The sequence below is a fragment of the Mesorhizobium sp. Cs1299R1N1 genome, assembly GCF_037179655.1.
Lineage (GTDB): Bacteria > Pseudomonadota > Alphaproteobacteria > Rhizobiales > Rhizobiaceae > Mesorhizobium > Mesorhizobium salmacidum.
Genome location: NZ_JAPYKR010000015.1, coordinates 104284 through 127548, shown reverse-complemented (window position 1 = coordinate 127548; position 23265 = coordinate 104284). Strand labels below are relative to the sequence as shown.

Sequence of the window (23265 nt, the reverse complement as noted above, 5' to 3'; positions counted from 1 at the left end):
CGCCAACAAACGCCCCATGCGCCCTAACGCACGAAGTGACTTGGCCCTGCGCGCCCTCACGCACAAAGTAATTTGCTCCAGATACTCTCCTGCCCTTGCAGACTGCGCAGCCGACAGGCCCTCTGCCCGGTCCGCGGCTACCTTCCCATGCACAAGACATTAGTAGATTCTAAATTTAGCAACTTGTAAATGACCAAGTTAACGATTTATTAATTGTTGAGAACAAGCAACTAGTTTTCGGTCGAGATCGAAATGGCGCGCATGGCCCAAACGCCTTGAAAAAACCGAGGCTTAAAGACGTCCCCTTGGTTCGCGTCGAACCCTCGATGTCGCGGAGGAATTTGTGCGTCAGCGATTGAGCCGACGGGAACGTTTGTTCGCAAGCCCTCGGTCCAAGGTGAACACGAGCCACTTGCTGTGACGGAAACCGCTGGCTAACAATGGATAGGGTTGAGATGCTGAACAGGAAGGGGCAATCGATCTTTGCAACAAACGCCATGCAAATGGCCGAGGCCGCGCGGAATGTCTCTTGCGAACTGTTCCCCTTCAACAAATTTCGAGCAGCGTGTAACGAACGCCGCTCCGCCGAGGGATTAGCATGAGCACCATCGGCCTATGCATGATCGTCAAGAACGAGGCAAAGGTCATCCTGCAATGCCTCGCCAGCGCGCTTCCTCTCGTTGACTATGTGCTCGTCGTCGACACAGGTTCCGGGGACGGCACGCAGGATCTCATCCGTACCTTCCTGACCACCCACAATGTCAACGGCGCAGTCATCGACGAGCCCTGGCGGGACTTCGCATACAACCGAACCTTCGCCCTTGACCGGCTGCGTGAAGTCGAGACGGTCGACTACGCCATGATCATCGACGCGGACGACACTGTGGTCCAAGACCCCGGCTTCGATCCGATCGAGTTCAAGTCTCGGATGGAACACGATCTATACGACATCGAGGTGTCCCATGGTGGCATTTCGTTTTATCGCCCGCAGATCTGCCGCAACCGGCTGCCGTTCTCTTTCAAAGGCGTGCTGCACGAATATCTCGAGGCCCCTCCCGGCAATCTCACACGCGAGACCGCCAAGGGGTTTCGCGTGGCGACGGGGCGTGGCGGAGCACGCAGCCAAAACCCGCGAAAGTACCAAGACGACGCGGCTGTTCTTGAAAATGCGCTTGCGACGGAGACCGACCCCTTCCTCGTTTCGCGATACACTTTCTATTTGGCGCAGAGCTACAGGGATTGCGGTGAACGTGAAAAATCGCTGGCGAACTATCTGAAGCGTGCCGAATTGGGTTTTTGGGACGAGGAGGTCTATGTCAGCCTGCTCGAGGCGGGCAATCTCATGGCAGCGCTGGCACGGCCATTCGAGGAGGTCGTTGCCGTCTTTGAGCGTGCGACGCAGGTCGTTCCCACCCGCGCGGAGGCTCTTCACGCCGCGAGCCTCTATTGCCGCAACCAGGGTCGGAATGCGGAAGGAATGGAATTTGCGCGTCGAGGGCTCGACCTTACCCAACCCGCCGGGCTTTTCGTGCAGCCCTGGGTCTATGATTACGGACTGCTCGACGAGTTTGCTGTCAATGCCTACTGGACAGGCGCCTACCGGGAATCGCTCGATGCTTGTCTGAAATTGCTGGCCACTGAAGAATTGCCTGCGCAAATGGCGAAGCGTGTGCTGGCCAACGCGCGTTTCGCCACCGACAAACTTCCGTTCCACGAGGCGCCGAAACTTGGGGCGTTCGGGGCCGAGAGCTTGATCGATCAGCACAAGCTTGTGCGGCAGCGTTCATTGCGGTCGCGCATGAAAGGCACGCCACGCATCCTTATAGCAATCTTGGCAAAGCAGAAGGAGCCGGCACTGCCGCTTTACCTTGAGTGCATCGAGGCGCTCGACTACCCGAAGGAGTCGATCGTCCTCTACATCAGGACGAACAACAACACCGACCGGACCGGGCATATATTGCGCGAATGGGTAGAGCGTGTTGGCCACCTCTATGCGGCGGTTGAGTTCGACGCCTCAGACGTATCCGATCGTGTGGAGCAGTTTGGCGAGCACGAATGGAACGAGACGCGCTTCAGGGTGCTCGGCCGAATCCGCAACATAAGCTTGCGGAAAACGCTCCAGCACGGCTGCGATTTCTATTTCGTTGTCGACGTCGACAATTTCGTACGGCCGGCCACGCTGCGGGAACTTGTCGCGCTCGACTTGCCAATCGTCGCTCCCCTGCTTCGCTCCATCTCGCCCGGCCAATACTATTCGAACTATCACGCCGAGATCGATGCGAACGGCTATTATATGCAGTGCGATCAATATGGCTGGGTGCTCAACCGCCACGTGCGCGGCATTATCGAGATGCCGCTCGTGCACTGCACCTATCTCGTCCGCGCCGACGTGCTGATCGAACTGACATATGAGGACACCACATCTCGGTACGAGTACGTCATCTTTGCCGACAGCGCCAGGAAGGCCGGCGTCGTCCAGTATATGGATAACCGACAAGTCTATGGCTACATCACCTTTGGCGACGGCCAATACCATGTGAGTGACGGGATCGAGCGGGCTCGAGCGCTGTTGCATGGTGCGGGCGACACCCCCGTATTCACTGCCGCCCCGCTCTCTGTCTCCGCGACGATGCCAGCCCGGCCTGCCGAGCCAACGGGTTCGCCGAAAATTCACCTGATAAATCTCGACCGCAGCGTCGAGCGCTGGACTAGGTATCAAAGCAACAACTGGCATCTGATGCACAATACGGTTCGCGTATCGGCCGTTGACGGCACTTCTCTCGACAGGGGGGCGCTTGTCGAGGAAGGGCTGATTACCAGTGATTGTCCGTATCCCCCGGGCACGCTGGGATGCGCTCTATCGCATATCAACTTGTGGAAGCTGTCGGCTTCAGAGAACAAGACAATAACCATTTTTGAAGACGATGTTCGATCATCGTTTCGGTTCATGGAGGAATCCGCCGATATTTTATCTCAAGCACCAGCGGATTGGGATATGATACAGTGGGGCTGGATATTTGATCCATCTTTCATTTGGTTGGATTTTGGTTTCACGAAGGCAAAGCTGGATTTCTACGATCGCCGATATACCAATAGAACTGCCTTGTTTCAGTCCGAGAAATTCGCCAGATCCCTCATCAAGGTTGAGCATTCATTTGGGCTTCAGGCCTACACAATCACACCAAGAGGTGCGCGGATACTTCTGGAAAAGTGTCTACCGCTACGAAGAAAGCTAATCCCATTTCCTGGAACTGCCGTCGTCCTTGACGACACGGGTATCGACTGCGCGATGTGTGCGGCATATGGCTCGATGCAAGCTTTCCTTTGCATGCCACCACTGGTCATTCTGGACGACGAGCAACCTTCAGATCGAGTGGCGACGGATCAGGGGGTTGGTTAAGCGGATCGGATGGTTGCAGGTCCAGGGCGGCGCTTGAAGCTCATCAAAAGGACTTACCCTTCGATGGGCGCCAAGAAGAAATTGTTGTCCAAGGGAAACGTCTCCTTGACCGCATAGCGAAAGGCATCACACCAAGAGACAAGTTCCTGGTGACGCTCCGGCCATACTTCGATAAGTATGCCTGGACGCCATAGCTCGACCGTTTCTTGAATTCCCTTGAGTACGTCGAATTCCGCGCCTTCCACATCAATCTTGATGAAGCCTACAGGTTTCTGCCGCAGAAAAACGTCACCAGGGATACATTTGATAGTCCCATGGTCGGCCTTAAGCATCTGCGCTTGACCCATGTTGTTGGAGATCGGGTAAAATACGTCCGCCAGATTAGATTCTGAACTGAGCGCCAAGCCAAGATAGGCTGGGTTTACGTTTGCGCACCCATTCAGCGCCAGATTTATTTTGAGGATTTCGATGGCTTTCGGGTTGGGTTCGAAGACTATCACTTCCGAGGGGCTGCAGAATTTTGACATAAATATAGAATGGTTGCCTATGTTGGCACCAATATCGACAAATACTCTCCCGGGCGGAGAAAGACGTTTTATTAAATCAAGCTCAGGTCTCTCGTAAAAATCACCTCGAATCAAGAACGATTGGATGTAGTCATCACCGTTCGATATGAAAAAGCTGACTATTTTTCCATCAATCCGATGGCTTATTATAGTGCCACTTAATTCCGATGCATCTTCCCGTAAATGAAAACACTCCCAGATTTCACACACTGATCTTGACAAAGTAATGCGACCATCGGGTTCGGCGCATAGGAACATTCCGTTTTGTTCGAGTCCAAATTCTCGGTCCGTGACGTTGACGGTCTTGAACCTATTTCCGGACAGAGAGTTGAGCACGTCGAAACCACCCAATTTATTTGAGCCGATGACCGCTGAATAATCGGCAAGATATGATATCTCTTTCTCAACTCCGGAATCGACAAATCTGAGATAAGCTTGCGATCCCAATTGCGCCAAAACGATATTGTTTGGACTGCGCTCAAGAGCTCCGTGCCGGACTTCGCCGGATGACGTGTCGACGAACACGCTCGTTCCGTGCGATGTAAAGACTTGGCTAGCTCGGTTGGCATTCGCGGCCATAACAAGGCCCCCCCTCGATTCAGCGTGAGTGTAAGCGCATTTGTTATTTTTTGCCAAAGACGACGAGACAGTGGTGAACGGGCCGGAGGCAAAGACCCATCTACGGACTGCGCATAACAATACGGGCTGGCTTGGCGATGCGTCGATGCTAGCGATGAGCTCTGCATACGGTTCTCTGAGGGCGAGCATCGACCAGTGAAGAGGAGACGCTTTACGGTGCTGGCAGCCTCCTCATTGCTTACCAGCTTGGGGCCCACGATGCTGCGAAGCACCACCGAAGGAGCCTACGCGGCCATGTCTCCCCCGCCTTCCCCGACCGGCCCATCGCCAACCCTCCTCACCGCTCCCATCGAGCTCGCCGGCGACTGGGGCCGTATGCTGGAGGGCGCTGCCGTTCAGGTCGTCGAGCGCATGCGGCACGCCTGCCTGGATGGCGTCCGCCTGCTCTCCGACCGCCAGCCCAGCCGCCTGCGCGTCGACGAGCATACTTCCGGCACGCCGGCCATCTGGCTGCATCCGGACGGCAGCAGCATGGCCTGGATCATTGTCGACATCGGTGAGCGCGACTGGTCGAAGCTCGCCTACCAGTTCGGGCACGAGCTCGGCCACGTCACGGCCAACAGCTGGCAGGCCGACGCCAAGCCGGCGCCGCCCTGCCAGTGGCTCGAGGAAGCGACAGTCGAGGCATTCTCTCTGCGCGGGCTCGGGCGCCTGGCGAAAAGCTGGAAGGACGCCCCGCCCTTCGCCGGCGACAACGCCTTCGGCGATGCCATCGCCCGGTATCGCCAGGACATTATCGACCGCTATGCGGCCCTCGCTGAAAGCCAGGGGCTCACGCGCGACGCCGCTGCGTGGTTCGCCGACCATCGCGGCGAAATCGAAATGCCCGCCCTCAATCCATTCGCCCAGGCGATGTCCTTGACCATCCTCGCCGAATACGACCGCGCACCGGACTGCGTCGAGGCGCTGGGCGCACTCAACCGCTGGCCCGGCCGAAGCAGCATTCTGATCGCCGAATATCTCCGGCAATGGGAAAACAGCTGCAAGCAATTGCACGCCTCGCCGCAACTGCCGCGCCGCTTGCAGGACCTGTTGCGTACGCAACGGTTCAAGTGAAAGTGAGCGCCGAGCTCCATCGGTCCGGCCTCGGACCGTGTGTGTCCTGTAACGCTAAAAGGACTGTTTCGCAGTCTTTCGCTACTCGATTGTTCTAAAGCATCATAACGCATTGATCCATAGAGGAAATCTTTCCGCTGGCGACGAAGAACCGTATCCCGGATCCGTCGGAAATTCTTGCTCTTGAATTCAGAGCAGAATTTCGGCGATCCTTGATCTGATCGGTTTCAAAGACGGTCGGTCTATTTCCTCGGAGTTCTCCGCATTACGGCAAGCGGGGGCGGCGAGCTGCCGGGCGTCAGTCGCGCGATATGGACAGCCCCGCGAGAAGCGGAGCGTATGCGGCGAGCCTGCGGGATACGAACTCCGTGAAGAGCTGCACGCGCTTCGTCTTGCGTGTCTCGCCCTGCGTGAGAAGCCAGAGCGTCCCGTACATGTGCAGGTCGGTGCCCGGCACCCTCACCAGCAGGGGGTCGGCATCTCCGACGAAGCATGGCAGTGTCGTGATCCCGAGCCCTTGCCGTACAGCAACGACCTGCGCCTCGGCGTCCGTGGTCCTGAATGGAACCCCGGTGGTGCCAACCTCACCCTCGCTGGCCCAATCCGGAATTCCATGAATGCTTATGACGATCCACCGGATGGGATCAGGCGCGCCCGCACGCCATGCGGCCAGTCGATCGCGGGACATGTAGACGTGGCCGAACAGCTCCGGCCCTTTCAGGCCGTGAAGATTGAGCGGCAGGGTCTTGCGGTCGTAGACGACGCGGATCGCCACGTCGGCCTCTCGGTTGGTCAGATTTGCCAGCTCGCCGGACGATGAGATTTCCATCTCGATGTCCGGATGCAGACGCGCGAACTCGGCGAAGTCCGGCATGAGCAGGTGTGTCGCGAGGGTCGGAGCCAACGTCACCCGCAGAAGCCCGCGCACGCTCTGGTCGCGCCCGAAGACGCGGGTCTCCAGCTGGTGCGACGACGCTTCCATCTGGTTCGCGAGCTCGAGGACCTCCTCGCCCGCAGTCGTCAGGCGATAGCCCGAAGGCAGCTTTTCGAACATTTGAGCCCCGAGGCGTTCCTCGAGTTGAGCGATGCGTCGCAGCACGGTCGAGTGATACACCCCGAGGCCCTCGGCGGCAGCCCGCACCGAGCCACCGCGTGCCACGGCAAGAAAGTGGCGAATGTCATCCCAGTCGATCATGGTGCAATCCCGCACCGCGCGGTGCGCCTTCCAAAGCCCGTATCTACCGCATCGTACAGCAGTACGGCGGTCATCATAGCTCATGTCAACGAGCGCTGCCCAGTTCCGAACGGCGGAAACCGATCGTCGCGGCTGGCGTCAGTCGTCCAGCCGGATCGATTTTGCACCACCGATGTGCGCGATTCCGCACTCAACAACTCACGCCAGCGGACCCATTTCGAGGTCCTCGGAGGCAGATGCTGTCTCGACACCACGAAAGGAGAAGTCATGGGAAAGCTTGAAGGTAAGGTTGCAGTCATCACGGGTGGATCGAGCGGCATGGCGCTGGCGAGCGCCAAGCGGTTCGTCGAAGAAGGCGCCTACGTTTTCATCACGGGCCGGAGGCAGGAGGCGCTGGACGAGGCCATCATGCTGATTGGCCGGAACGTGACCGGCGTGCGCGGCGATGCGGCCAATCTCGACGACCTCGACCGCCTGTTCGATACAGTCAAGCGGGAAAAGGGCAAGATCGACGTCCTGTATGCGAGCGCCGGCACGGGCGAAGCCGTCCCACTGGGCGAGATTACCGAGCAGCATTTCGATGCGACCTTCGGCCTGAATACGCGCGGCACGCTGTTCACGGTTCAGAAGGCGTTGCCGCTGTTCAACGATGGCGGATCGATCTTCATGACCGGATCAGTCGCTTCGCTGAAAGGTTTTCCCGGCTACAGCGTGTATGCGGCGAGCAAGGCGGCGTTGCACGCATTCGCACGCGGGTGGCTCAACGAACTGAAGGGCAGGAATATCCGGGTGAACGTGCTGCACCCGGGGCCGATCGCCACACCGATGCAGGACCAAGTTCTCACCGAGGAGGCGAAGCAGATGTTCGAATCCCTGATCCCGCGGGGAAAGATGGGGCGTCCTGAGGAAATTGCGGCGGCCGCGCTGTTTCTTGCTTCGGACGATTCGAGCTTCGTGAATGGGCTGGAGTTGTCTGTCGACGGAGGCTTCTCCGCCATCTGAAACCATGCCGGATCGCGGGAAGCGGCTGATCGGCGGGAACCAGCGTGTCCATGGTGGAACGACTTCCGCGCTGAACGGTCGGCCCAGCCGCGCCGGGGTGGTTCACGACGGGACGTCTACGCAAAGGTCGCCACACAGCACAACGGATAACCCGGCGCCGTTGAGGGCCGGGGAACCAATATCAACACGGATCGGAGAAGTATCATGAGCTATGCGATTGTAGGATTCGGTAAGATAGGCCAGGCCCTCGCCCACGCCTTCGCCCGTAAAAACATCGAGGTGGCCGTCGCGAGCCGCCGGCTGGCCGAGGCGTTGGCGCCGCAGGCTCGGGCGATTGGACCCACGGTCGTCGCCAAGTCGCTGCAGGATGCACTCGAGGCCGACACAATCATGTTGGCGGTCCCGTTCGGGGAGCATCGCGAGGTTGCGAAGGCCCTGCCGAGCTGGAAAGGCAAGACGGTCATCGACGCGATGAACGCGTTGGTTCCCCCTGAAGAGTTGGACGGTCTCCCGTCCTCCGCCTTCGTCGCGAAGGCGTTCACCGGCGCCAGGTTCGTAAAAGGTTTCAATCACCTGATCGCGGCCACCCTGGCTGCCGATCCGATCGTCGAGGGCGGCCACCGGGTCGTCTTTCTGTCGAGCGACGACGAGGACGCGATCGCTCCCGTGGCGGCGCTGGCCAAACAACTCGGGTTCGCACCTGTCAAGCTGGGAAAGCTCAACGAGGGTGGCGCGCTGGTGCACGCACGCGGCCGCGTTTGGGGCCAGCTCATCTTCCAGGATTTGTTCAAGAAGGAGCAGTAGCCGGTGTACGACCATGTAATTTGGCCCGAGCGGTATGATCCGGGAACGTCGACCCTCTACGCGCTTAACGACATCGACGTGAAGGCGCCCCCTGAAGTGGTTTGGAAGCTGCTCGTCGACGCCGAAAATTGGTCGAGCTACTTTCCGGCCGAGGATCAGGTCAAGGTTCTGACCGACGATCCGGAACTTGCGCTCGGAACCAAGTATAGCCGGGTGACCGTTGGATTCCCGATGAGTCTGGTCGTGACGGAATGCGAGCCCTTCCGCAGGCTTGCGTGGGCGACGACCGTCGATGGCGACGAGACCGGCTCGAGCGCGTACCACGGCTGGGTCATCACTCCCACCAGCGATGGTTGTCATGTGCTGACCGAGGAGACACAGCAAGGCCCCTGGTTCCTCGAGGAGCTCGGACGCAAGTATCCCGGTGCGCTCTACCGCTATCACCAGGAATGGGTCGAAAGCCTCGCCCGCGCGGCGGAGGCGGAAGTCGCGAAAAAGGCAGGTTAGCGCATTTGCCTTGAAGCCTGGCCCGCACGGGCCAGGCTTCAAGGCTCTCGATCGAAGGGGACGACACGCTTCTGGTCTGGTTCTGCACATCGATCGCCTTAGCCGCTCACAACAGGAGATGAATGACATGAATATCGAACTCAAGGGCCGCACGGCGATCGTCACCGGGTCGACGGCAGGCATCGGGCGCGCTACCGCAGAGGGTTTAGCTCGTGCCGGGGCGTCGGTCGTCATTAATGGCCGTGGAAATGCCCGGGTCGACGAGGCGGTGCGGCAGATGCGCCAGTCTTTCCCGGACAGCGAGATCTCCGGCGTCGCCGCCGATCTGTCGACCGCGGAGGGCGCCGACACATTCTTCGCGCAAGCGCCCGACGCCGATATACTCGTGAACAACGTCGGTACGGCTCACATCCGGGACTATAACAGCGTCGAGGACATCGCCAAGATCCCCGACGAGGACTGGCTTGGCCTGTTCCAGCTGAACGTGATGAGCGGCGTGCGCATGACGCGCCACTACGTGCCGCGCATGGTGGCGAAGGGCTGGGGCCGCGTCGTGTTCGTGAGCAGCGAGTCCGCGGTCAACATTCCCAAGGAGATGCTCGACTATGGCATGACCAAGACCGCGCAGCTGGCGGTCTCGCGCGGTCTTGCCGAGGCGGTCGCGGGCACGGGTGTTACCGTCAACGCCGTCCTGCCGGGACCTACCCGGTCTGAGATCCTGGGTGACTTCATGGCGAAGCAGGCTGAGGCAACCGGAACCACGCAAGAAGAAGCCGAGCAGGGCTTCCTGAAGGCGATGCGTCCGACCACCCTCATCCAGCGGTTCGCGACCACCGACGAGGTCGCCAACATGATCATCTATGTGTGCTCGGAGCAGGCCTCCGCAACCACTGGCGCGGCTCTGCGCGTGGATGGCGGCGTGGTCCGCTTCGTCGCCTAAGCGTCTAGAGCGTCAGTACGAGATCGCGTGTAAACCGCTGAATCGATAGGGATTTTTCTTAGCAACACCCTCCCCTCACTCCCGCTCGATTGTTTTGAGACCAGCTATGTCATTGATCTAGATGGGCCCCCACGACTGTTTCCAGCCGCGGGGGCGTCGGGATAACTTCCCGGGAAACCGTGGTCAGATGTTGGCGAGCAATTCGTTGACGCGGCTTTCCATGTCCGCAAGCGCGGCGTCGACGTCTTTCTGGCCAGTGATTGCAGCGCTCATCTCTTCGCCGACAATGTCCTGGATCGCAAACTGACGCTGCACCGCTGACGGCAGCGGCCTGCCGAGATCGGAGATGGCGGCAATCGTGTTGCGATGCGGCAGCGCCTTGAAGGCGTCCGAGGTGATGATGGCCTTGTATGCCGGCAGGTGACCGGTGCGCGACCATTCGAAGTCGTTGTCGGCGAAGAACTTCAGGAACTTGCCGATGGCCGCGGTCTGTTCAGGCGTGCGGTCCTTCTGCGAGACTGCCCAGGTGTGGCCATCGGCATATTGCGCATGGGCGCCGCCAAACAGCTGCGGATACGGGTAGACCGCGTAGCCGCCCTTGTTGAGCGCCGTGCCCTTGGTTTCGGACTGGGCATTGTTGTCGCCGACAACCCAAGTGCCGTTGAGCTGAACGCCACCGTCACCGGCAAGGAAGGCGTTGATAGCGCCGCCGTAGTCGAGGTCCTTGGTGGTGTAGCCCTTGTCGAAGATCGCCTTGTACATCTCTACGACCTTCTTAGCTTCCGGCGTATTCAGCTTCACATGCTTGGGATCGGCAAAAAAATCGGAATCCTGCTGGAAGAGATAGGTGTAGAGATTGCGCGTGTAGAGTGCCGTCTCATTAGCCAGGTTTTGAACGAAGTAGGGCTTGCCGGTCTTCTGTTTGAACTGTTCGGCCTGGGCGAGCAGTTCCTCAGGCGATTTCGGAAGCATCGGAGTGTCGTCGGCATTGACGAGGCCGGCCTGTTTGAAGAGATCCATATTGATGTGATAGAGCATCGTCCAGCTGTCGATCGGCAGGCCGTAGATCTTGCCGTCTTTGGTGGCGCCGGTGCGCGCTGCGTCCGTGAAGGCTTCAGGTGTGACGCCGACGGACTTCAAGAGATCATCGAGTGGCATCAACAGGCCCTTGGACTGATAGTCCGACAGCGCGGATTCGTGGATCGTGACGATGTCTGGAGCATCGCCCGAAGCGAACTGCGCAGTCAGCTGGTCATAGCCCGGCCATTCCACGGTGGTGACATTGACGTGCACGTCGGGATTGTCGGCGTTGAACTTGTTGATCAGCGAGGTGATGATGCCGCATTCGCCGACGGCCTTGCCGACATCGGTGTTGGTGCCGAAATTGGCATCGCAGGCACCGAAGAAGCGCTGCACGGTCAGTTCCGTCGCTGCAAGGCTCGGGCTGGCGAGCATCATTACCCCCGCGGAGACCGCGGCCAACAGTATTTTCTGCATTTTCATTTCAGTTCCTCCTACTGAGTTTCCGCCGCTCCACCCTGGATTGGCTTCATGCTTTTCCATCGCTGCGGCGCACTCCCCGCCGCCTGCAGTCGGGCGATTTCGTTATCGGACCGCGGCGCCAGAGACGGCCGTGACGATGTATTTCTGGAAAAAGAGGTAGACGATGAGGATCGGCGCGCCGGCGAACACCGCCTGCGCCATCAGGAAGCCGATGCCTTCAGACTGGGCGAAATTGGTCTGCGTCGAAGCCATACCGACGGTCAGCGTGTACATGTCCTTCTTGGTTGCCGAGATCAGCGGCCACAAATAGTCGTTCCACGCGCCAAGGAAGGTGAAGATGCCGAGGGTTGCCTGTGCAGGCACCGTGAGTGGCAAAAGCACCTTCCAGAAAATCCTGAACCGGCTGGCATTGTCCAGCATGGCGGCTTCGTCCAGCTCCTTCGGGATGGCCTTGAAATATTGGGTCATCAGGAAGACGCCGAACGAAGCCGACAGGCCGGGGAGAATGAGCCCGTGATAGGTGTTGTGGAACTTCAGTATGCTGAAGATCTGGTGGCGGGCGACAAGCACGGCCTGTTCCGGAACCGCCAGACCGAAGAGCACGATCACGAACAGGACGTTTCGGCCGGGAAAGTTCAGCCGTGCAAAACCGTAGCCGGCGAGCGATGACAAAACCAGCGTGCCGAGTGTCAATCCGCCCGAGACGACGATGCTGTTGCCCACCCAGAGGAATACCGACGAGGTGCCGATGGTGTTGAGGTAGTTCTTGAGGGTGTAGGGCGCGTGAAACACCGAATTCGGATCGGCCATCAGCTCGGCATTCTCCTTGAGCGACAGGCCGATGACCCACAGAACCGGGGCGATCATGACGATCGAAAGCAGGATGACGAGGGCCAACAACACGCGGTCGCCAAATGCCCGCCCCTTGATGGAAGTGGCTGGAGCACTCATGCCCGGTCTGCCTTGTTGCGTGCGACGAGGTACTGGGCCATGGCCGCGATCAGGATGAGGATGAACAGGATTTCCGATGCCGCGGCACCCATGCCGAGATCCCAGCGGCGGAATGCGGTGTCATAGATATAGAGCACGATCGGCTTGGTCAGGTTGTTGGGACCGCCGCGCGTCATCAGCCAGGCTTGGCCGAACAGCTGGAATTGCAGCACGATCTGGATGATGATCACCAGGACGAAAGTGCGTTTGATCGACGGCAGCGTGATCGAGCGCAAGGTCTGCCAGCGATTGGCATTGTCGAGGGCCGCCGCTTCGTAGATATCCTGCGGGATCTGCTGCAGGGCCGAGAGAAAGAGCATCATCGGCAGGCCGATGCACCACCAGACAGTGGCGATGGCGATACCGATCATCGCAAGGCTTGGATCGGAAATGAAGGCTGGGGCAGTGGCACCAAACCATCCGTAGATCGTCGACAGCAGGCCGACATTCGGAATGAACACGATGCGCCAGATCAGTGTGACGATGGTAACCGATAGCACCGAGGAGGAAAAGAACAGGGTCCGCAGCACAGCGGCAGTGCGCGTGCGGCGGTTGAGACAAAGCGCGAGGAAAAGGCCGATCAGAGCCAGCGTCGGCACCGTCAGGAGCACGAAGTAAAAGGTGTTCCAGACCGATTGCAGGAACACCTTGTCGTTAAACAGCCTGATATAGTTGCCGAGACCGACAAAATTTCCGGATGAGAAAGTGTCGGCCTTGTGGAAGCTCAGCCACATCCCCCAAAGGAGCGGGAAGATGAGCAGCGTCGTGAAGAAGAACAGGAATGGCGCGACGAAAATGAAATTTCGCCATTGCGGCGCGTAGATATCGACGCTTGGGGCCCTGACGCCGGCGGCCGGCGTCGAGGTCCGCGGGATCGTCAAACCGTCGGCCACGTCAGGCCTCCCTCGCGTGCCAGGCGCGGCCTGTCTCGTTGAACAGATGCGATTTCTGGCCATCGAAGGCTAGCCCGACCTTGTGGCCGACGGCGACGCGGCTGTTGCCGACATCGGAGCCGACGATCTGCTGGCCATCGCCCAGCCGTGCGTAGATCAAGGTGCGTTCGCCGAGCCGCTCGAGCACATCGACCACGCCGTCGGTATTGCCCTGCCCAGCAGGAACGATGCGGACATCTTCCGAACGGATGCCGAAGCTGTGCTTGCCGCCGGTCAACTGGCTGGAGGCGATCTCGGTCCGAACCGACATTCCGTCCGCAAACCTGACCGTGGCGTTCCCAGCCGATCTGTCGACTGTCGCCTCGACAAAATTCATCGCCGGTGCGCCGACGAAGCCTGCGACGAATTTGGTCGCGGGGCGTTCGTAGATCTCCATGGGAGAGCCTATTTGCTCGATCCTGCGATTGTTCATGACGACGATGCGGTCGGCGAGCGTCATCGCCTCGACCTGGTCGTGGGTGACGAAGATCATTGTCGATTGCAAGCGCTGGTGAAGCTGGGCAAGTTCGATGCGTGTGCGGGTCCGCAAAGCCGCATCGAGATTGGAGAGCGGCTCGTCGAACAGGAACGCCTTCGGCTCCTTTACGATCGCACGGCCGATGGCGACGCGCTGGCGCTGGCCGCCCGAGAGCTGGCCCGGCTTGCGCTCGAGCAAGTGCGCCATTTCGAGGATGCGGGCGGCTTCGTTGATCCGCGCGTCAATGACTTCGCGCGACATGCCGATATTCTCAAGCCCGAAGGCCATGTTGTCGCGCACGCTCATATGCGGATAAAGCGCATAGGACTGAAACACCATGGCAATGCCGCGCTTACCCGGCGGCAGATGATCGATACGCTCGTTGTTGATGGCGATCTCGCCGCTATCAACAGTTTCGAGGCCCGCGATCATTCGCAGAAGCGTCGATTTCCCGCATCCGGACGGCCCAAGAAACACGATGAATTCGCGTGCCTTGATGGACAGCGACAGATCCTCCAGCACCGCCATGGCACCGAAATGCTTGCTCACATTCCTGATTTCGATATCGGCCGTCACGTCGACGCTCCTCCTCAGCGCATGCACTTTTCGATGATCCGCCCGAGATCAGAGTTTCAGGCGGATCATCTGGTAGGAATAGGCCGGCAGCGATAGGCTCAGCCTGCCGCCAGCCACCGAGGCGCCCTCCCCCTGCTTGGGGCCGACATTGCCGGGGTTCCCGGCCGAATTGACGGCTTTCAAATCCGCGTGCGTTATCACCTGGTGATCAACGACGTCAGCCGCGCCGAAACCGCTGATGTCGATCACGGTTTCGATCGCCTCGCTCGAATGGCGGTTGACGGCGAAGAAGGTGACATGGCCGGTTTTGATGTCATGCACGCCGGCCACGTCGACGCAGGAAACCTCACCCGCGACGGTGGACTTGTAGGTCGGGCTGTCCAGCTTGAGATCCAGTGCATTGCCACGGCCGTAGATCGAGGCATAGAGATAGGGATAGAATATCGTCTGGCGCCATGCCGGGCCATCCGGAACGGTCATGATCGGCGCGATGACGTTCACCAGCTGCGCCAGGCAGGCGATCTTGACCACATCGGATCGACGGATGAAGGTGTTGAGGATCAGGCCAACCTGCAGCACGTCCTCGAAATTGTAGATGTCTTCGAGCAATGGTGGGGCGAAGGGCCAGCCGTCATTGCCGCCAAGGATCTTCTTGTCCTGCTGTTTGGAATGATACCAGACGTTCCATTCGTCGAACGAGATGTAGACCTGCTTGCTGGAGCGCTTCTTGGCCTTGATATACTCGATCACGCCGGCGACCGAGACGATGTAGCCGTCGAGCTTCTCGTTCATCGCGAGATAATTCGGCGCGTCATTGGCTTCATTGTCGAAATACATGTGCAGCGAGATATAGTCGACCTCGTTATAGGTATGGTCGAGAACGGTCGCCTCCCATTCAGGATAGGTTGGCATCTTGGCATTCGAAGAGCCGCAGACCACCAGTTCGAGCGACTTGGAAAAAGCGCGCATGGCCTTGGCGGTCTCATGGGCCAGGCGGCCATACTCGTCGGCGGTCTTGTGGCCGATCTGCCAGGGGCCGTCCATTTCGTTGCCGAGGCACCACAGTTTGACGTCGAAGGGCTCCTTGCGGCCGTTGGCGATACGCTTGTCGCTCCACTCACTTCCGCCTGGATGATTGGTGTATTCCAGAAAGTTGCGGGCTTCATCGAGGCCACGCGAGCCGAGATTGACGGCAAGCATCATCTCGGTGTTGGCGGACGCGCACCAGTTGGCAAATTCATGCAGGCCGACTTCGTTGCTTTCCGACGTGTGCCAGGCGAGGTCGAGGCGCACCGGGCGTTCTTCCTTGGGACCGACACCGTCCTCCCAATTGTAAGCTGACACGAAATTGCCGCCGGGATAGCGGACGATCGGAACGTTGAGTTCCCTGACGAGATCGATGACGTCTTGACGCATGCCGTTGGTGTCTGCCGTCGGATGGCCGGGCTCATAGATGCCGGTGTAGACCGCCCGCCCAAGATGCTCGATAAAGGATCCGTAGAGCCTCGGATCGATTTCCGAGACGACGTAGTGCGGATGCGCCGTTATGGCTGCCTTCATGCAATTCCTCCCTAAATATCACAAATGATGATTTAAATCATCTTACTCGATATCAAAGAGAAGCGGCATTCATTCGTCAAGCGAAAAACCACCAAAAGTCTGACAATTGACCGAAAGCCTCGGTCGTAAATGGAATCAATATATTGAAATCGCTGCGTTATTTTTTGGACCCGATTTGATGATTATCAACCGGTTTTGATCCTGAGCAGGATGTCCTGATCGTAATTTCCAAATCCCTTGCCGAAAATGTTGATGCCGCCGGGACGCTTGGCGTCGTCCTTGACGCCAATACGGACCCGGATTGAATGATGGCCCTTGAGGTCGAGGGCGGCGAGGCTGGCTTCTGAAATCCTGACACCGTCGACATAGGTGCCGTCGGTGGAAATTCGCCAGTTCTTCAGCTTGCCATACTGCGAGCCCTTGAGCTTCCACCAGGAGGGCGTGAAGACGCCGCGCTTGTCGCCGAAATCGCCGGGTGACGTCCACGTTCCGACATCGACGCCATTGATCGTCAGCGTGATGTCGGAGGGCCAATCGGCGCTGGTGCCAGGCACTTCCGAGGACAGCTCGGTCACCAGTTCGAGTTCGGTAATCTCGGCATTGGCGAGCTTGGCATTGTTGGGGAACTGGTATTCGACAAAGCCGCGCGTGAACCACAACAGACCAGCCTTCATGCGGTCCGGATCGAGGAAGGTGTTGGGCACATCGAGGAGACCGATGATCCCGTCCGGCGAGCAGAGACCGCAGGGCGCGGTGACCTCGAATCCAGTGTAGAGCCCAATCGGCATCGACACTTCGATCGCGTCGTTCTTGAGCGAACGATATTCGCTCTTGAAGACCACGAGCACTTCCTCAGCGGTCGGATAGCAGATCTTTTGGCTGCCCTTCTTCGCCTTCTGGTTCTCGGTGCGGATCAGGCCAGCATCCTCGAGCACCTGTATATTGGTCGAGACCGTCGACTGCGGCAGCGACAGCAGGGCGGCGATGTCATTGACATTCATCGGCCCTTTCTCATGCAGCAGTTTCAGCATCGAGATGCGCGCCGAAGAGGCCAGCCCCTTGAGAACGGCCATGCCTTCCTCAGGCTCGATCACCAGAAAATTGCGACTCATCGATTGGCCAGTCTATACGAATTCCATATCCGAAATTGCTCCTGTATATCTTGGAATCTGATTTAATCAATGCGCTGACCGCCTCCAAGTCACTTTTATTGATCGCAACCGTGCGGCGGGTTCCTTCCTCGGGGACTTTCGTACGTACGCCTGCCGGTGCCCGAAACTCTTCACGAAAGCGAAATGGCAGCGCAACAGCATCGGGATGGCGATAGCGGCATGGAACGCTGGAAGTCTCGACCTGACCCTCGGACTCTGGGGGTCCCTTACCGGACGACATGCTGCCAATTCAACGCAATTGGCGGGCCTACGCTCAGCAGTCCGACCAGAGCAGCAAAACGCTTGCCTACTTGGTATGCTGGTATAATATGTAGATGGTATGGTGTCTTTCGAAAAGAGCCATCGTCACGGAATGAACAGACGAGCCGATCAGGTCGGCCGGTATTTTTGGGAGGAGATATCATGAAGTTTTCAATTGTGGCGGCGCTTGCCGGCGCCGCGCTAGCCAGTGTTTCGGTTTTGCCGGTGATGGCGTCGCCGGACGCACCGGTGATCGCACTCGCCAACGCCTATTACGGCAACACCTGGCGGCATCAGATGGTGGAGGCTTTCGAGGCCTCGGCCAAGGAAGCCAAGGCGGCCGGTCGGATCGCCGACTACGTCGTCATGAACGGTGACGGCTCGGTGGCGCAACAGAACAGCCAGATCGCCGAACTGATCCTCAAGAAGGTCGACGTGCTCGCCGTCGACGCCGCCTCGGAAACCGCCGTCAACGGCATCATCGAAAAGGCCTGCAAGGCCGGCATCATCGTGGTTTCCTTCGATTCGGTTGCTTCGGCGCCCTGCAACTACCAGCTCAACTTCGACTTCAAGGGCTACAAGGCGGCCCAGGCCGAAGCCGTCTTCAAGATGATCGGCGGCAAGGGCAACGTCATCCAAGTGCGCGGCGTGAAGGGGTCGGCGCCCGACAACGACATGTTCAACGCGCAGCAGTCGGTGCTGGCGAAATATCCCGACATCAAGGTTGTCGCCACCGTCTATGGTCAGGCGACCGCCTCGGTCGCGCAGGCGGCGATCGCCAACGTCCTGCCCTCGCTGCCACATGTCGACGCCGTGCTCGGCCAAGGCGGCAGCGACGATGTCGGCATTGCTCAGGCCTTCGTCCAATATGGCGGTGATTATGCCGGCAAGATGCCGATCATCGAAGGCGGCGGCGGCACCGACTTCGTCAAATGGTGGGCCGACGAGAATGCCAAGAACAGCTACCAGACGGTCTCGATGAACACCACGCCGGGCATTGGCGGCGCCGCATTCTGGCTCGGCCTTTCGCTGCTCAAGGGCGGCAAGGCACCGAAGCTGATGATCATGCCGGTGGCGACCGTCGATGCCAGCAATCTCAAGGAGTATGCGAAGCTGCCGGGTGGCCAGATCATTAGCCCCAGCTATTCGCTCGACTGGGTCAAGCAGAACCTGCTCAGCAAGTAAGGCTTGTCATTGCCAAGGACCGGGCGCCGCCCAGACGGCCGCGCCCGGTCCTTGCCCGTAAAGAAACGGAGGGCGAATGTCCCATCTTGCCGTAGCCGATCCGGAAGGCGCAGCCGCTACGATACCCGACATCAGGCCAAACGTCGTCTCGCTGTCGCGGATCACCAAGAGTTTCGGGCCGACGCTGGCGAACGCACAGATCGACCTCGCCGTCTCGGCCGGTGAAATCATCGGCCTGGTCGGCGGCAACGGCGCCGGCAAGTCGACACTGATGCGCATCCTGTGCGGGGCGACGTCGCCGACCCTCGGCTCGATTTCGTTCGCCGGACAGGGCGTGAGCTTCGGCGCTTACGACACGGCGGAGGCGCAAAGGCGCGGCATCCGCATGGTTCACCAGGAACTGTCGCTGTGCGCCAACCTTTCCGTCGCCGAGAACTTCTTCCTGGAGACACCCGGCGACGCGGCCAACCGGCCGGGCTGGCGCGCACTCTACAGGGGCCGCGCCCGCGCAGCGCTGGACGCCGTCTTTCACGCCAACGGCATCGATGTGAACGCCGAAGTCGGCCATCTCTCCATCGCCGAGCGGCAGATGGTCGAGATCGCGCGCGCCGCCGCCACGCCCGGCGTCAAGCTGATCGTGCTCGACGAGCCGACCTCCTCGCTCGACCTCGACCGCTCCAGACAGTTGCGGGCCTTTATCCGTGAGCGTGCCAAATCCGGCTTCGCCTTCATCTTCATCAGCCACAAGCTGCAGGAAATCATCGACATCGCCACGCAGGTGATGGTGCTGCGCAACGGACGCACCGCCTGGCGCGGCGATGTCGCCGACACCTCGATCGGCCAACTGGTGCAGCTCATGGGCGGCGACGCCAATTCAATCCACCAGCACAGCGCCGTCGCCGCCAGCAGCGGCGAGACGCTGGTCAAATTGTCCGGTTCCCTGACCGCCGGACTCGGCCGCGATATCGAGATCGGCCGCGGCGAGATCATCGGACTGGCGGGGCTCGAGGGCAGCGGCCAGAAGGAGTTGCTGCACGCCATCTTCGAGCCGGATTCCACCGGAGGAACCGCGATCACCAGGAGCGGCGATGCCGGTTTCATTGCCGGCGACCGCCAGAAGGAAGGCGTGTTCCCGCTGTGGAGCGTGCTTGGAAACATCAGCATCGGCAGCCTTGCCCGCCGTCCGGCACTGGGCCTTGTTTCGGAACGTGCCTGCCGCGAGGCGGCGGGCGTTGCAGCCGGCCGGTTGCGGCTTGACGACAAACGCTTCGGCTCCAACATCCTCGAACTCAGCGGCGGCAACCAGCAGAAGGCGCTGGTTGCCCGCGCGCTCGTCGCCGACTCGCCGATCCTGCTGCTCGACGATCCGACGCGCGGCGTCGACATTGCCACGAAACAAGACTTCTACAGGCTCTGCAACGAGATCGCGCGCAGTGGTCGCACGCTGGTCTGGCACACGACCGAAGACGCCGAGCTTTTGGCCTGCGACCGCGTGCTGGTGTTTTCAGGCGGGCGCATCGTCAAGGAATTGAGCGGCGAAGCGATCACGGAATCGGCCGTCGTCGGCGCATCCTTTGCCCAGCAGGCGGACACCCGTGCCGGCGCGGGGCACAGCGCCGCCGGCGCCGGCCTTGCCCGCCGGCTGGTCAACGCGGCCCCCTTCATCAGCCTCGCCGCCGTACTGGCGGTGATGATCTCGGCCAACCCGGCGGTGGCCTCGATCTTCGGGCTCGACCTGCTCTTGATGCCGGCGCTGTCCCTTGTGCTGGTGACGGCGGCGCAGATGTTCATCGTCGGCGGCAGCGAGATCGATCTCGGCGTCGGCGCCTTTGCTGGTCTGGTCAGCGTGCTCTCCGCCACGCTGCTCTACGATCAGCCATGGCTCGGTGCGCTGGCGCTGGTGGCGGCGGTCGCCGCCTATGCTGGGCTCGGCGGCCTGATCCAGGCGCGCAAGATCCCGGCCATCGTCGTCACGCTCGGCGCCTCCTTCATCTGGATGGGACTAGGCTACGCACTGCAGCCGACACCGGGCGGCACCAGCCCCGAATGGTTGTCGGCGATGTTCAGCTGGTCGCTGGTTTTCCTGCCCACCTCCATCATTCTCATCGCCGCCGTCGCGCTGGTGGTGCTGGTGATCGACCGGCTGCCGTTCGGCGTGGTGCTGCGCGGCTTCGGCAACAATCCGACCGCCATGATCCGCTCCGGCTGGTCGCCGACGCGCTATGCGCTGGTGCGTTACCTCGTCGCCGGATTGTTCGCCGCTGCCGCCGGCCTGTCGCTGACGGCGATCAACACGGCAAGCGACATCAATTCCGGCAATTCGTTCACGCTGCTCAGCGTCGCCGCCGTGGTGATGGGTGGCTGCTCGCTGCTGGGCGGTGTCATCTCGCCGGTCGGCACTATCGCCGGCGCGGTCACACTGGCCTTGATCGGCGCCCTGCTCGGGACGCTGAACGTGAGCAGCGACTTCAACGCGGCAACGCAAGGGCTGATCCTCATCGCCCTTTTGACGCTGCGCGGCCTGACCGCAGACCGCAGGAGCGAACGATGAACGGTCTCGCCGCCTTCAGCCTCTGGGCGCAGAAGAACCGCTGGGTCTGGTCGGCGATCGGCGTGCTTTTGCTTTGGCTGGTGCTGTCCGTGGTCACCAACCGCTTCAGCCTCTCCAGCCTGTCGGGCATCATGCTGTCGGCCTCGTTCCTGACCGTCGTCGGCATCGGCCAGATGTTCGTCGTCACCACCGGGCGCGGCAATATCGACCTTTCGGTGGCCTCGGTGATCACGCTCAGCGCCTTCGTGGCGCTGCTCACCATCAAGGGCCAGGACGCCAACCTTGCCATCGGCGTCGGCGCCGCGATCCTGCTCGGCCTCGCGGTCGGCGGGTTGAATTCGCTGCTCGTCGTCGGGCTGAACATACCGGCCATCATCGCCACGCTGGCGACAGGTTATGTACTGGCGACCGCGACACTGCTATCGAACCGCGCCATAGCGGGCTTCGCCGTCAGCCCGCTCTTGAAGACACTGGCGACGGGCCGCATTGCCGGCGTGCCGATCATGGCCGCCATCGCCATCGTTGGCGTGGCCGCGACCTCCTTCGTGCTGCGCTACACGGTTTTCGGACAATTGCTGTCGGCGGTCGGCCAGAACCGCACCGCCGCGCGGCTGGCCGCGATCCGCAACAACCGGGTCATCGCTTCGGCTTTCATCATCTCGTCGGTGCTGGCTTCGCTCAATGGGCTGCTGCTCGGCGCCTATATAGGTGGCGCCTTCCTCGAAATGGGCCAGCCCTATCTCTTGCAGTCGATCGCCGCGGTGGTGCTGGGCGGCACGCTGATCTTTGGCGGCTCGGCGAGCGCCGTCGGCACGCTGTTCGCAAGTATCCTGCTGATCTTCATCGTCACCACCATGCAGATCGTCGGCCTGCCGCCAGGTGCGCAGGACATCGTGCAAGGCATCGTCGTCATCTTCGTTCTGGCGCTGGCCGGCCGGCAAGTGCTGTCGCGCCGAGCCGCCGTCGACCGCACCGACGACGACGGCACACTGGAATCCGAGCCAAATGCGGCGGCTGTCCGCCGGGAATGACAAGCGGATGATGATTTCTCTTGCCAATGTGGTAGAGTGATCATACCAGTAGATAAGATGACGATCGGTAACGCCATCGTCCACGACCAGGGAGCAAGGGCTAGATGACGACGATTGCGCTGTTCGGTGCCGGCGGCAAAATGGGCTACCGCCTTTCGACCAATTTCCGCGGCTCGCCCTATACGATCCGCCATGTCGAGGTCAGCGAGGCCGGGCGTGAGCGGCTGAAGACCGGACTGGGTTTCGACACGGTCAGCGCCGACGAGGCGCTGGAAGGCGCCGACGTGGTGATCCTGGCCGTGCCAGACACCCATATCGGCAAGGTCGCGACAAGCATCGAGAGCAAGCTTGCGCCGGGCACGATGGTCATCGTACTCGACGCAGCCGCGCCGTTCGCCGGCCATTTGCCCGATCGTCCCGACCTGACCTACTTCGTCACCCATCCCTGCCATCCGCCGATCTTCAACGACGAGACCGATATGGCGGCGAAGAAGGACTATTTCGGCGGTGTGAAGGCCAAGCAGCACATGGTCAGCGCCCTGATGCAAGGACCGGAAGCCGACTACGCCAAGGGCGAGGCTATCGCCAAGATCATCTGGGCGCCGGTGATGCGCTCGCACCGCGTTTCCGTCAAACAGATGGCGCTGCTCGAGCCAGGTCTTTCGGAAACCGTCTGCGCTTCGCTGCTGGTCGTCATGAAGGAGGCGGTCGACGAGGTCGTGGCGCGTGGAGTCGACCGGCAAGCGGCGCTCGATTTCCTGCTTGGCCACATGAACGTGCTCGGCGCCGTCATCTTCGGCGAAACCAAGGGCGTGTTCTCTGACGCCTGCAACAAGGCGATCGAATTCGGCAAGCCGGTGCTGATGCGCGACGACTGGAAGCGGGTCTTCGAGCCGGAAGAGATCGCAGCCAGCATTCAGCGGATCACCTGAGTCGAC

At 60.3% G+C, this 23265-nt stretch carries 18 protein-coding genes; 10 read left to right on the top strand and 8 right to left on the bottom strand.

Annotated features, from left to right (window positions below):
• Positions 1–598: 598 nt before the first annotated feature.
• Positions 599–3400 carry a glycosyltransferase family 25 protein gene (locus tag O7A70_RS27890; RefSeq protein ID WP_337143220.1) on the top strand — a complete coding sequence of 934 codons (2802 nt, stop codon included), beginning with the start codon at positions 599–601 and terminating at the stop codon, positions 3398–3400.
• A gap of 53 nt (positions 3401–3453) precedes the next feature.
• On the opposite strand, the gene O7A70_RS27885 is transcribed toward O7A70_RS27890, so the two are convergent.
• Positions 3454–4545 (bottom strand): FkbM family methyltransferase, encoded by a 1092-nt coding sequence (locus O7A70_RS27885; RefSeq protein WP_337143219.1) that lies wholly within the window; start codon positions 4543–4545, stop codon positions 3454–3456.
• Between the two features lie 258 nt (positions 4546–4803).
• On the opposite strand from O7A70_RS27885, the gene O7A70_RS27880 reads away from it, so the two are divergent.
• Positions 4804–5661: a hypothetical protein gene (locus O7A70_RS27880; protein WP_337143218.1), complete on the top strand. Its 858-nt coding sequence runs from the start codon at positions 4804–4806 to the stop codon at positions 5659–5661.
• 298 nt (positions 5662–5959) lie between these two features.
• Here the strand turns inward: O7A70_RS27880 and O7A70_RS27875 are convergent, their stop codons facing one another.
• Entirely contained in the window at positions 5960–6856 is an 897-nt protein-coding gene (locus tag O7A70_RS27875; protein ID WP_337143217.1) for a LysR family transcriptional regulator, read from the bottom strand.
• Positions 6857–7123: 267 nt separating this feature from the next.
• Here O7A70_RS27875 and O7A70_RS27870 point away from each other — a divergent pair, with 267 nt between their 5' ends.
• From O7A70_RS27870 to O7A70_RS27855, 4 genes are all read left to right on the top strand, one after another.
• Positions 7124–7858: an SDR family NAD(P)-dependent oxidoreductase gene (locus tag O7A70_RS27870; protein ID WP_140510386.1), complete on the top strand. Its 735-nt coding sequence runs from the start codon at positions 7124–7126 to the stop codon at positions 7856–7858.
• A gap of 204 nt (positions 7859–8062) precedes the next feature.
• Positions 8063–8662: an NADPH-dependent F420 reductase gene (locus tag O7A70_RS27865; RefSeq protein ID WP_442921220.1), complete on the top strand. Its 600-nt coding sequence runs from the start codon at positions 8063–8065 to the stop codon at positions 8660–8662.
• Positions 8663–8665: 3 nt separating this feature from the next.
• Entirely contained in the window at positions 8666–9169 is a 504-nt protein-coding gene (locus O7A70_RS27860; protein WP_337143216.1) for an SRPBCC domain-containing protein, read from the top strand.
• A gap of 127 nt (positions 9170–9296) precedes the next feature.
• Entirely contained in the window at positions 9297–10109 is an 813-nt protein-coding gene (locus O7A70_RS27855) for an SDR family NAD(P)-dependent oxidoreductase (RefSeq protein ID WP_337143215.1), read from the top strand.
• 183 nt (positions 10110–10292) lie between these two features.
• On the opposite strand, the gene O7A70_RS27850 is transcribed toward O7A70_RS27855, so the two are convergent.
• From O7A70_RS27850 to O7A70_RS27825, 6 genes are all read right to left on the bottom strand, one after another.
• Complete coding sequence (locus O7A70_RS27850) at positions 10293–11606, bottom strand: ABC transporter substrate-binding protein (protein ID WP_337143234.1); 1314 nt, start codon at positions 11604–11606, stop codon at positions 10293–10295.
• A 108-nt stretch (positions 11607–11714) separates the two neighbouring features.
• Complete coding sequence (locus tag O7A70_RS27845; protein WP_140510395.1) at positions 11715–12563, bottom strand: carbohydrate ABC transporter permease; 849 nt, start codon at positions 12561–12563, stop codon at positions 11715–11717.
• Positions 12560–13495 carry a carbohydrate ABC transporter permease gene (locus tag O7A70_RS27840; protein WP_442921219.1) on the bottom strand — a complete coding sequence of 312 codons (936 nt, stop codon included), beginning with the start codon at positions 13493–13495 and terminating at the stop codon, positions 12560–12562. Before O7A70_RS27840 ends, O7A70_RS27845 begins: the two co-directional genes overlap by 4 nt.
• Before the next feature lies 1 nt (position 13496).
• Positions 13497–14588, bottom strand: a complete 1092-nt coding sequence (locus tag O7A70_RS27835; RefSeq protein WP_337143214.1) for an ABC transporter ATP-binding protein — start codon at positions 14586–14588, stop codon at positions 13497–13499.
• 48 nt (positions 14589–14636) lie between these two features.
• A complete protein-coding gene (gene arfA / locus O7A70_RS27830) occupies positions 14637–16148 on the bottom strand; it encodes an arabinosylfuranosidase ArfA (protein WP_337143213.1) in 1512 nt (503 codons plus the stop codon).
• Positions 16149–16333: 185 nt separating this feature from the next.
• On the bottom strand, positions 16334–17260 hold the full coding sequence (locus O7A70_RS27825) for an ArsR/SmtB family transcription factor (protein WP_337109004.1): 927 nt from the start codon (positions 17258–17260) through the stop codon (positions 16334–16336).
• Between the two features lie 462 nt (positions 17261–17722).
• Between O7A70_RS27825 and O7A70_RS27820 the strand changes: the two genes are divergently transcribed.
• From O7A70_RS27820 to O7A70_RS27805, 4 genes are all read left to right on the top strand, one after another.
• A complete protein-coding gene (locus tag O7A70_RS27820; RefSeq protein ID WP_337143212.1) occupies positions 17723–18745 on the top strand; it encodes an ABC transporter substrate-binding protein in 1023 nt (340 codons plus the stop codon).
• A 76-nt stretch (positions 18746–18821) separates the two neighbouring features.
• On the top strand, positions 18822–21296 hold the full coding sequence (locus O7A70_RS27815; protein WP_337143211.1) for an ATP-binding cassette domain-containing protein: 2475 nt from the start codon (positions 18822–18824) through the stop codon (positions 21294–21296).
• Entirely contained in the window at positions 21293–22327 is a 1035-nt protein-coding gene (locus tag O7A70_RS27810; RefSeq protein ID WP_337143210.1) for an ABC transporter permease, read from the top strand. The genes O7A70_RS27815 and O7A70_RS27810 overlap by 4 nt, the downstream gene beginning before the upstream one ends.
• A gap of 104 nt (positions 22328–22431) precedes the next feature.
• Positions 22432–23259: a phosphogluconate dehydrogenase C-terminal domain-containing protein gene (locus O7A70_RS27805; RefSeq protein ID WP_140510409.1), complete on the top strand. Its 828-nt coding sequence runs from the start codon at positions 22432–22434 to the stop codon at positions 23257–23259.
• Positions 23260–23265 lie beyond the last annotated feature (6 nt).

Coding starts and splice junctions, on each gene's coding strand:
- O7A70_RS27890 (WP_337143220.1), top strand. CDS start 599: ATGAGCACCATCGGCCTATGCATGATCGTCAAGAACGAGGCAAAGGTC.
- O7A70_RS27885 (WP_337143219.1), bottom strand. CDS start 4,545: ATGGCCGCGAATGCCAACCGAGCTAGCCAAGTCTTTACATCGCACGGA.
- O7A70_RS27880 (WP_337143218.1), top strand. CDS start 4,804: ATGCTGCGAAGCACCACCGAAGGAGCCTACGCGGCCATGTCTCCCCCG.
- O7A70_RS27875 (WP_337143217.1), bottom strand. CDS start 6,856: ATGATCGACTGGGATGACATTCGCCACTTTCTTGCCGTGGCACGCGGT.
- O7A70_RS27870 (WP_140510386.1), top strand. CDS start 7,124: ATGGGAAAGCTTGAAGGTAAGGTTGCAGTCATCACGGGTGGATCGAGC.
- O7A70_RS27865 (WP_442921220.1), top strand. CDS start 8,063: ATGAGCTATGCGATTGTAGGATTCGGTAAGATAGGCCAGGCCCTCGCC.
- O7A70_RS27855 (WP_337143215.1), top strand. CDS start 9,297: ATGAATATCGAACTCAAGGGCCGCACGGCGATCGTCACCGGGTCGACG.
- O7A70_RS27850 (WP_337143234.1), bottom strand. CDS start 11,606: ATGCAGAAAATACTGTTGGCCGCGGTCTCCGCGGGGGTAATGATGCTC.
- O7A70_RS27845 (WP_140510395.1), bottom strand. CDS start 12,563: ATGAGTGCTCCAGCCACTTCCATCAAGGGGCGGGCATTTGGCGACCGC.
- arfA (WP_337143213.1), bottom strand. CDS start 16,148: ATGAAGGCAGCCATAACGGCGCATCCGCACTACGTCGTCTCGGAAATC.
- O7A70_RS27825 (WP_337109004.1), bottom strand. CDS start 17,260: ATGAGTCGCAATTTTCTGGTGATCGAGCCTGAGGAAGGCATGGCCGTT.
- O7A70_RS27820 (WP_337143212.1), top strand. CDS start 17,723: ATGAAGTTTTCAATTGTGGCGGCGCTTGCCGGCGCCGCGCTAGCCAGT.
- O7A70_RS27815 (WP_337143211.1), top strand. CDS start 18,822: ATGTCCCATCTTGCCGTAGCCGATCCGGAAGGCGCAGCCGCTACGATA.
- O7A70_RS27810 (WP_337143210.1), top strand. CDS start 21,293: ATGAACGGTCTCGCCGCCTTCAGCCTCTGGGCGCAGAAGAACCGCTGG.
- O7A70_RS27805 (WP_140510409.1), top strand. CDS start 22,432: ATGACGACGATTGCGCTGTTCGGTGCCGGCGGCAAAATGGGCTACCGC.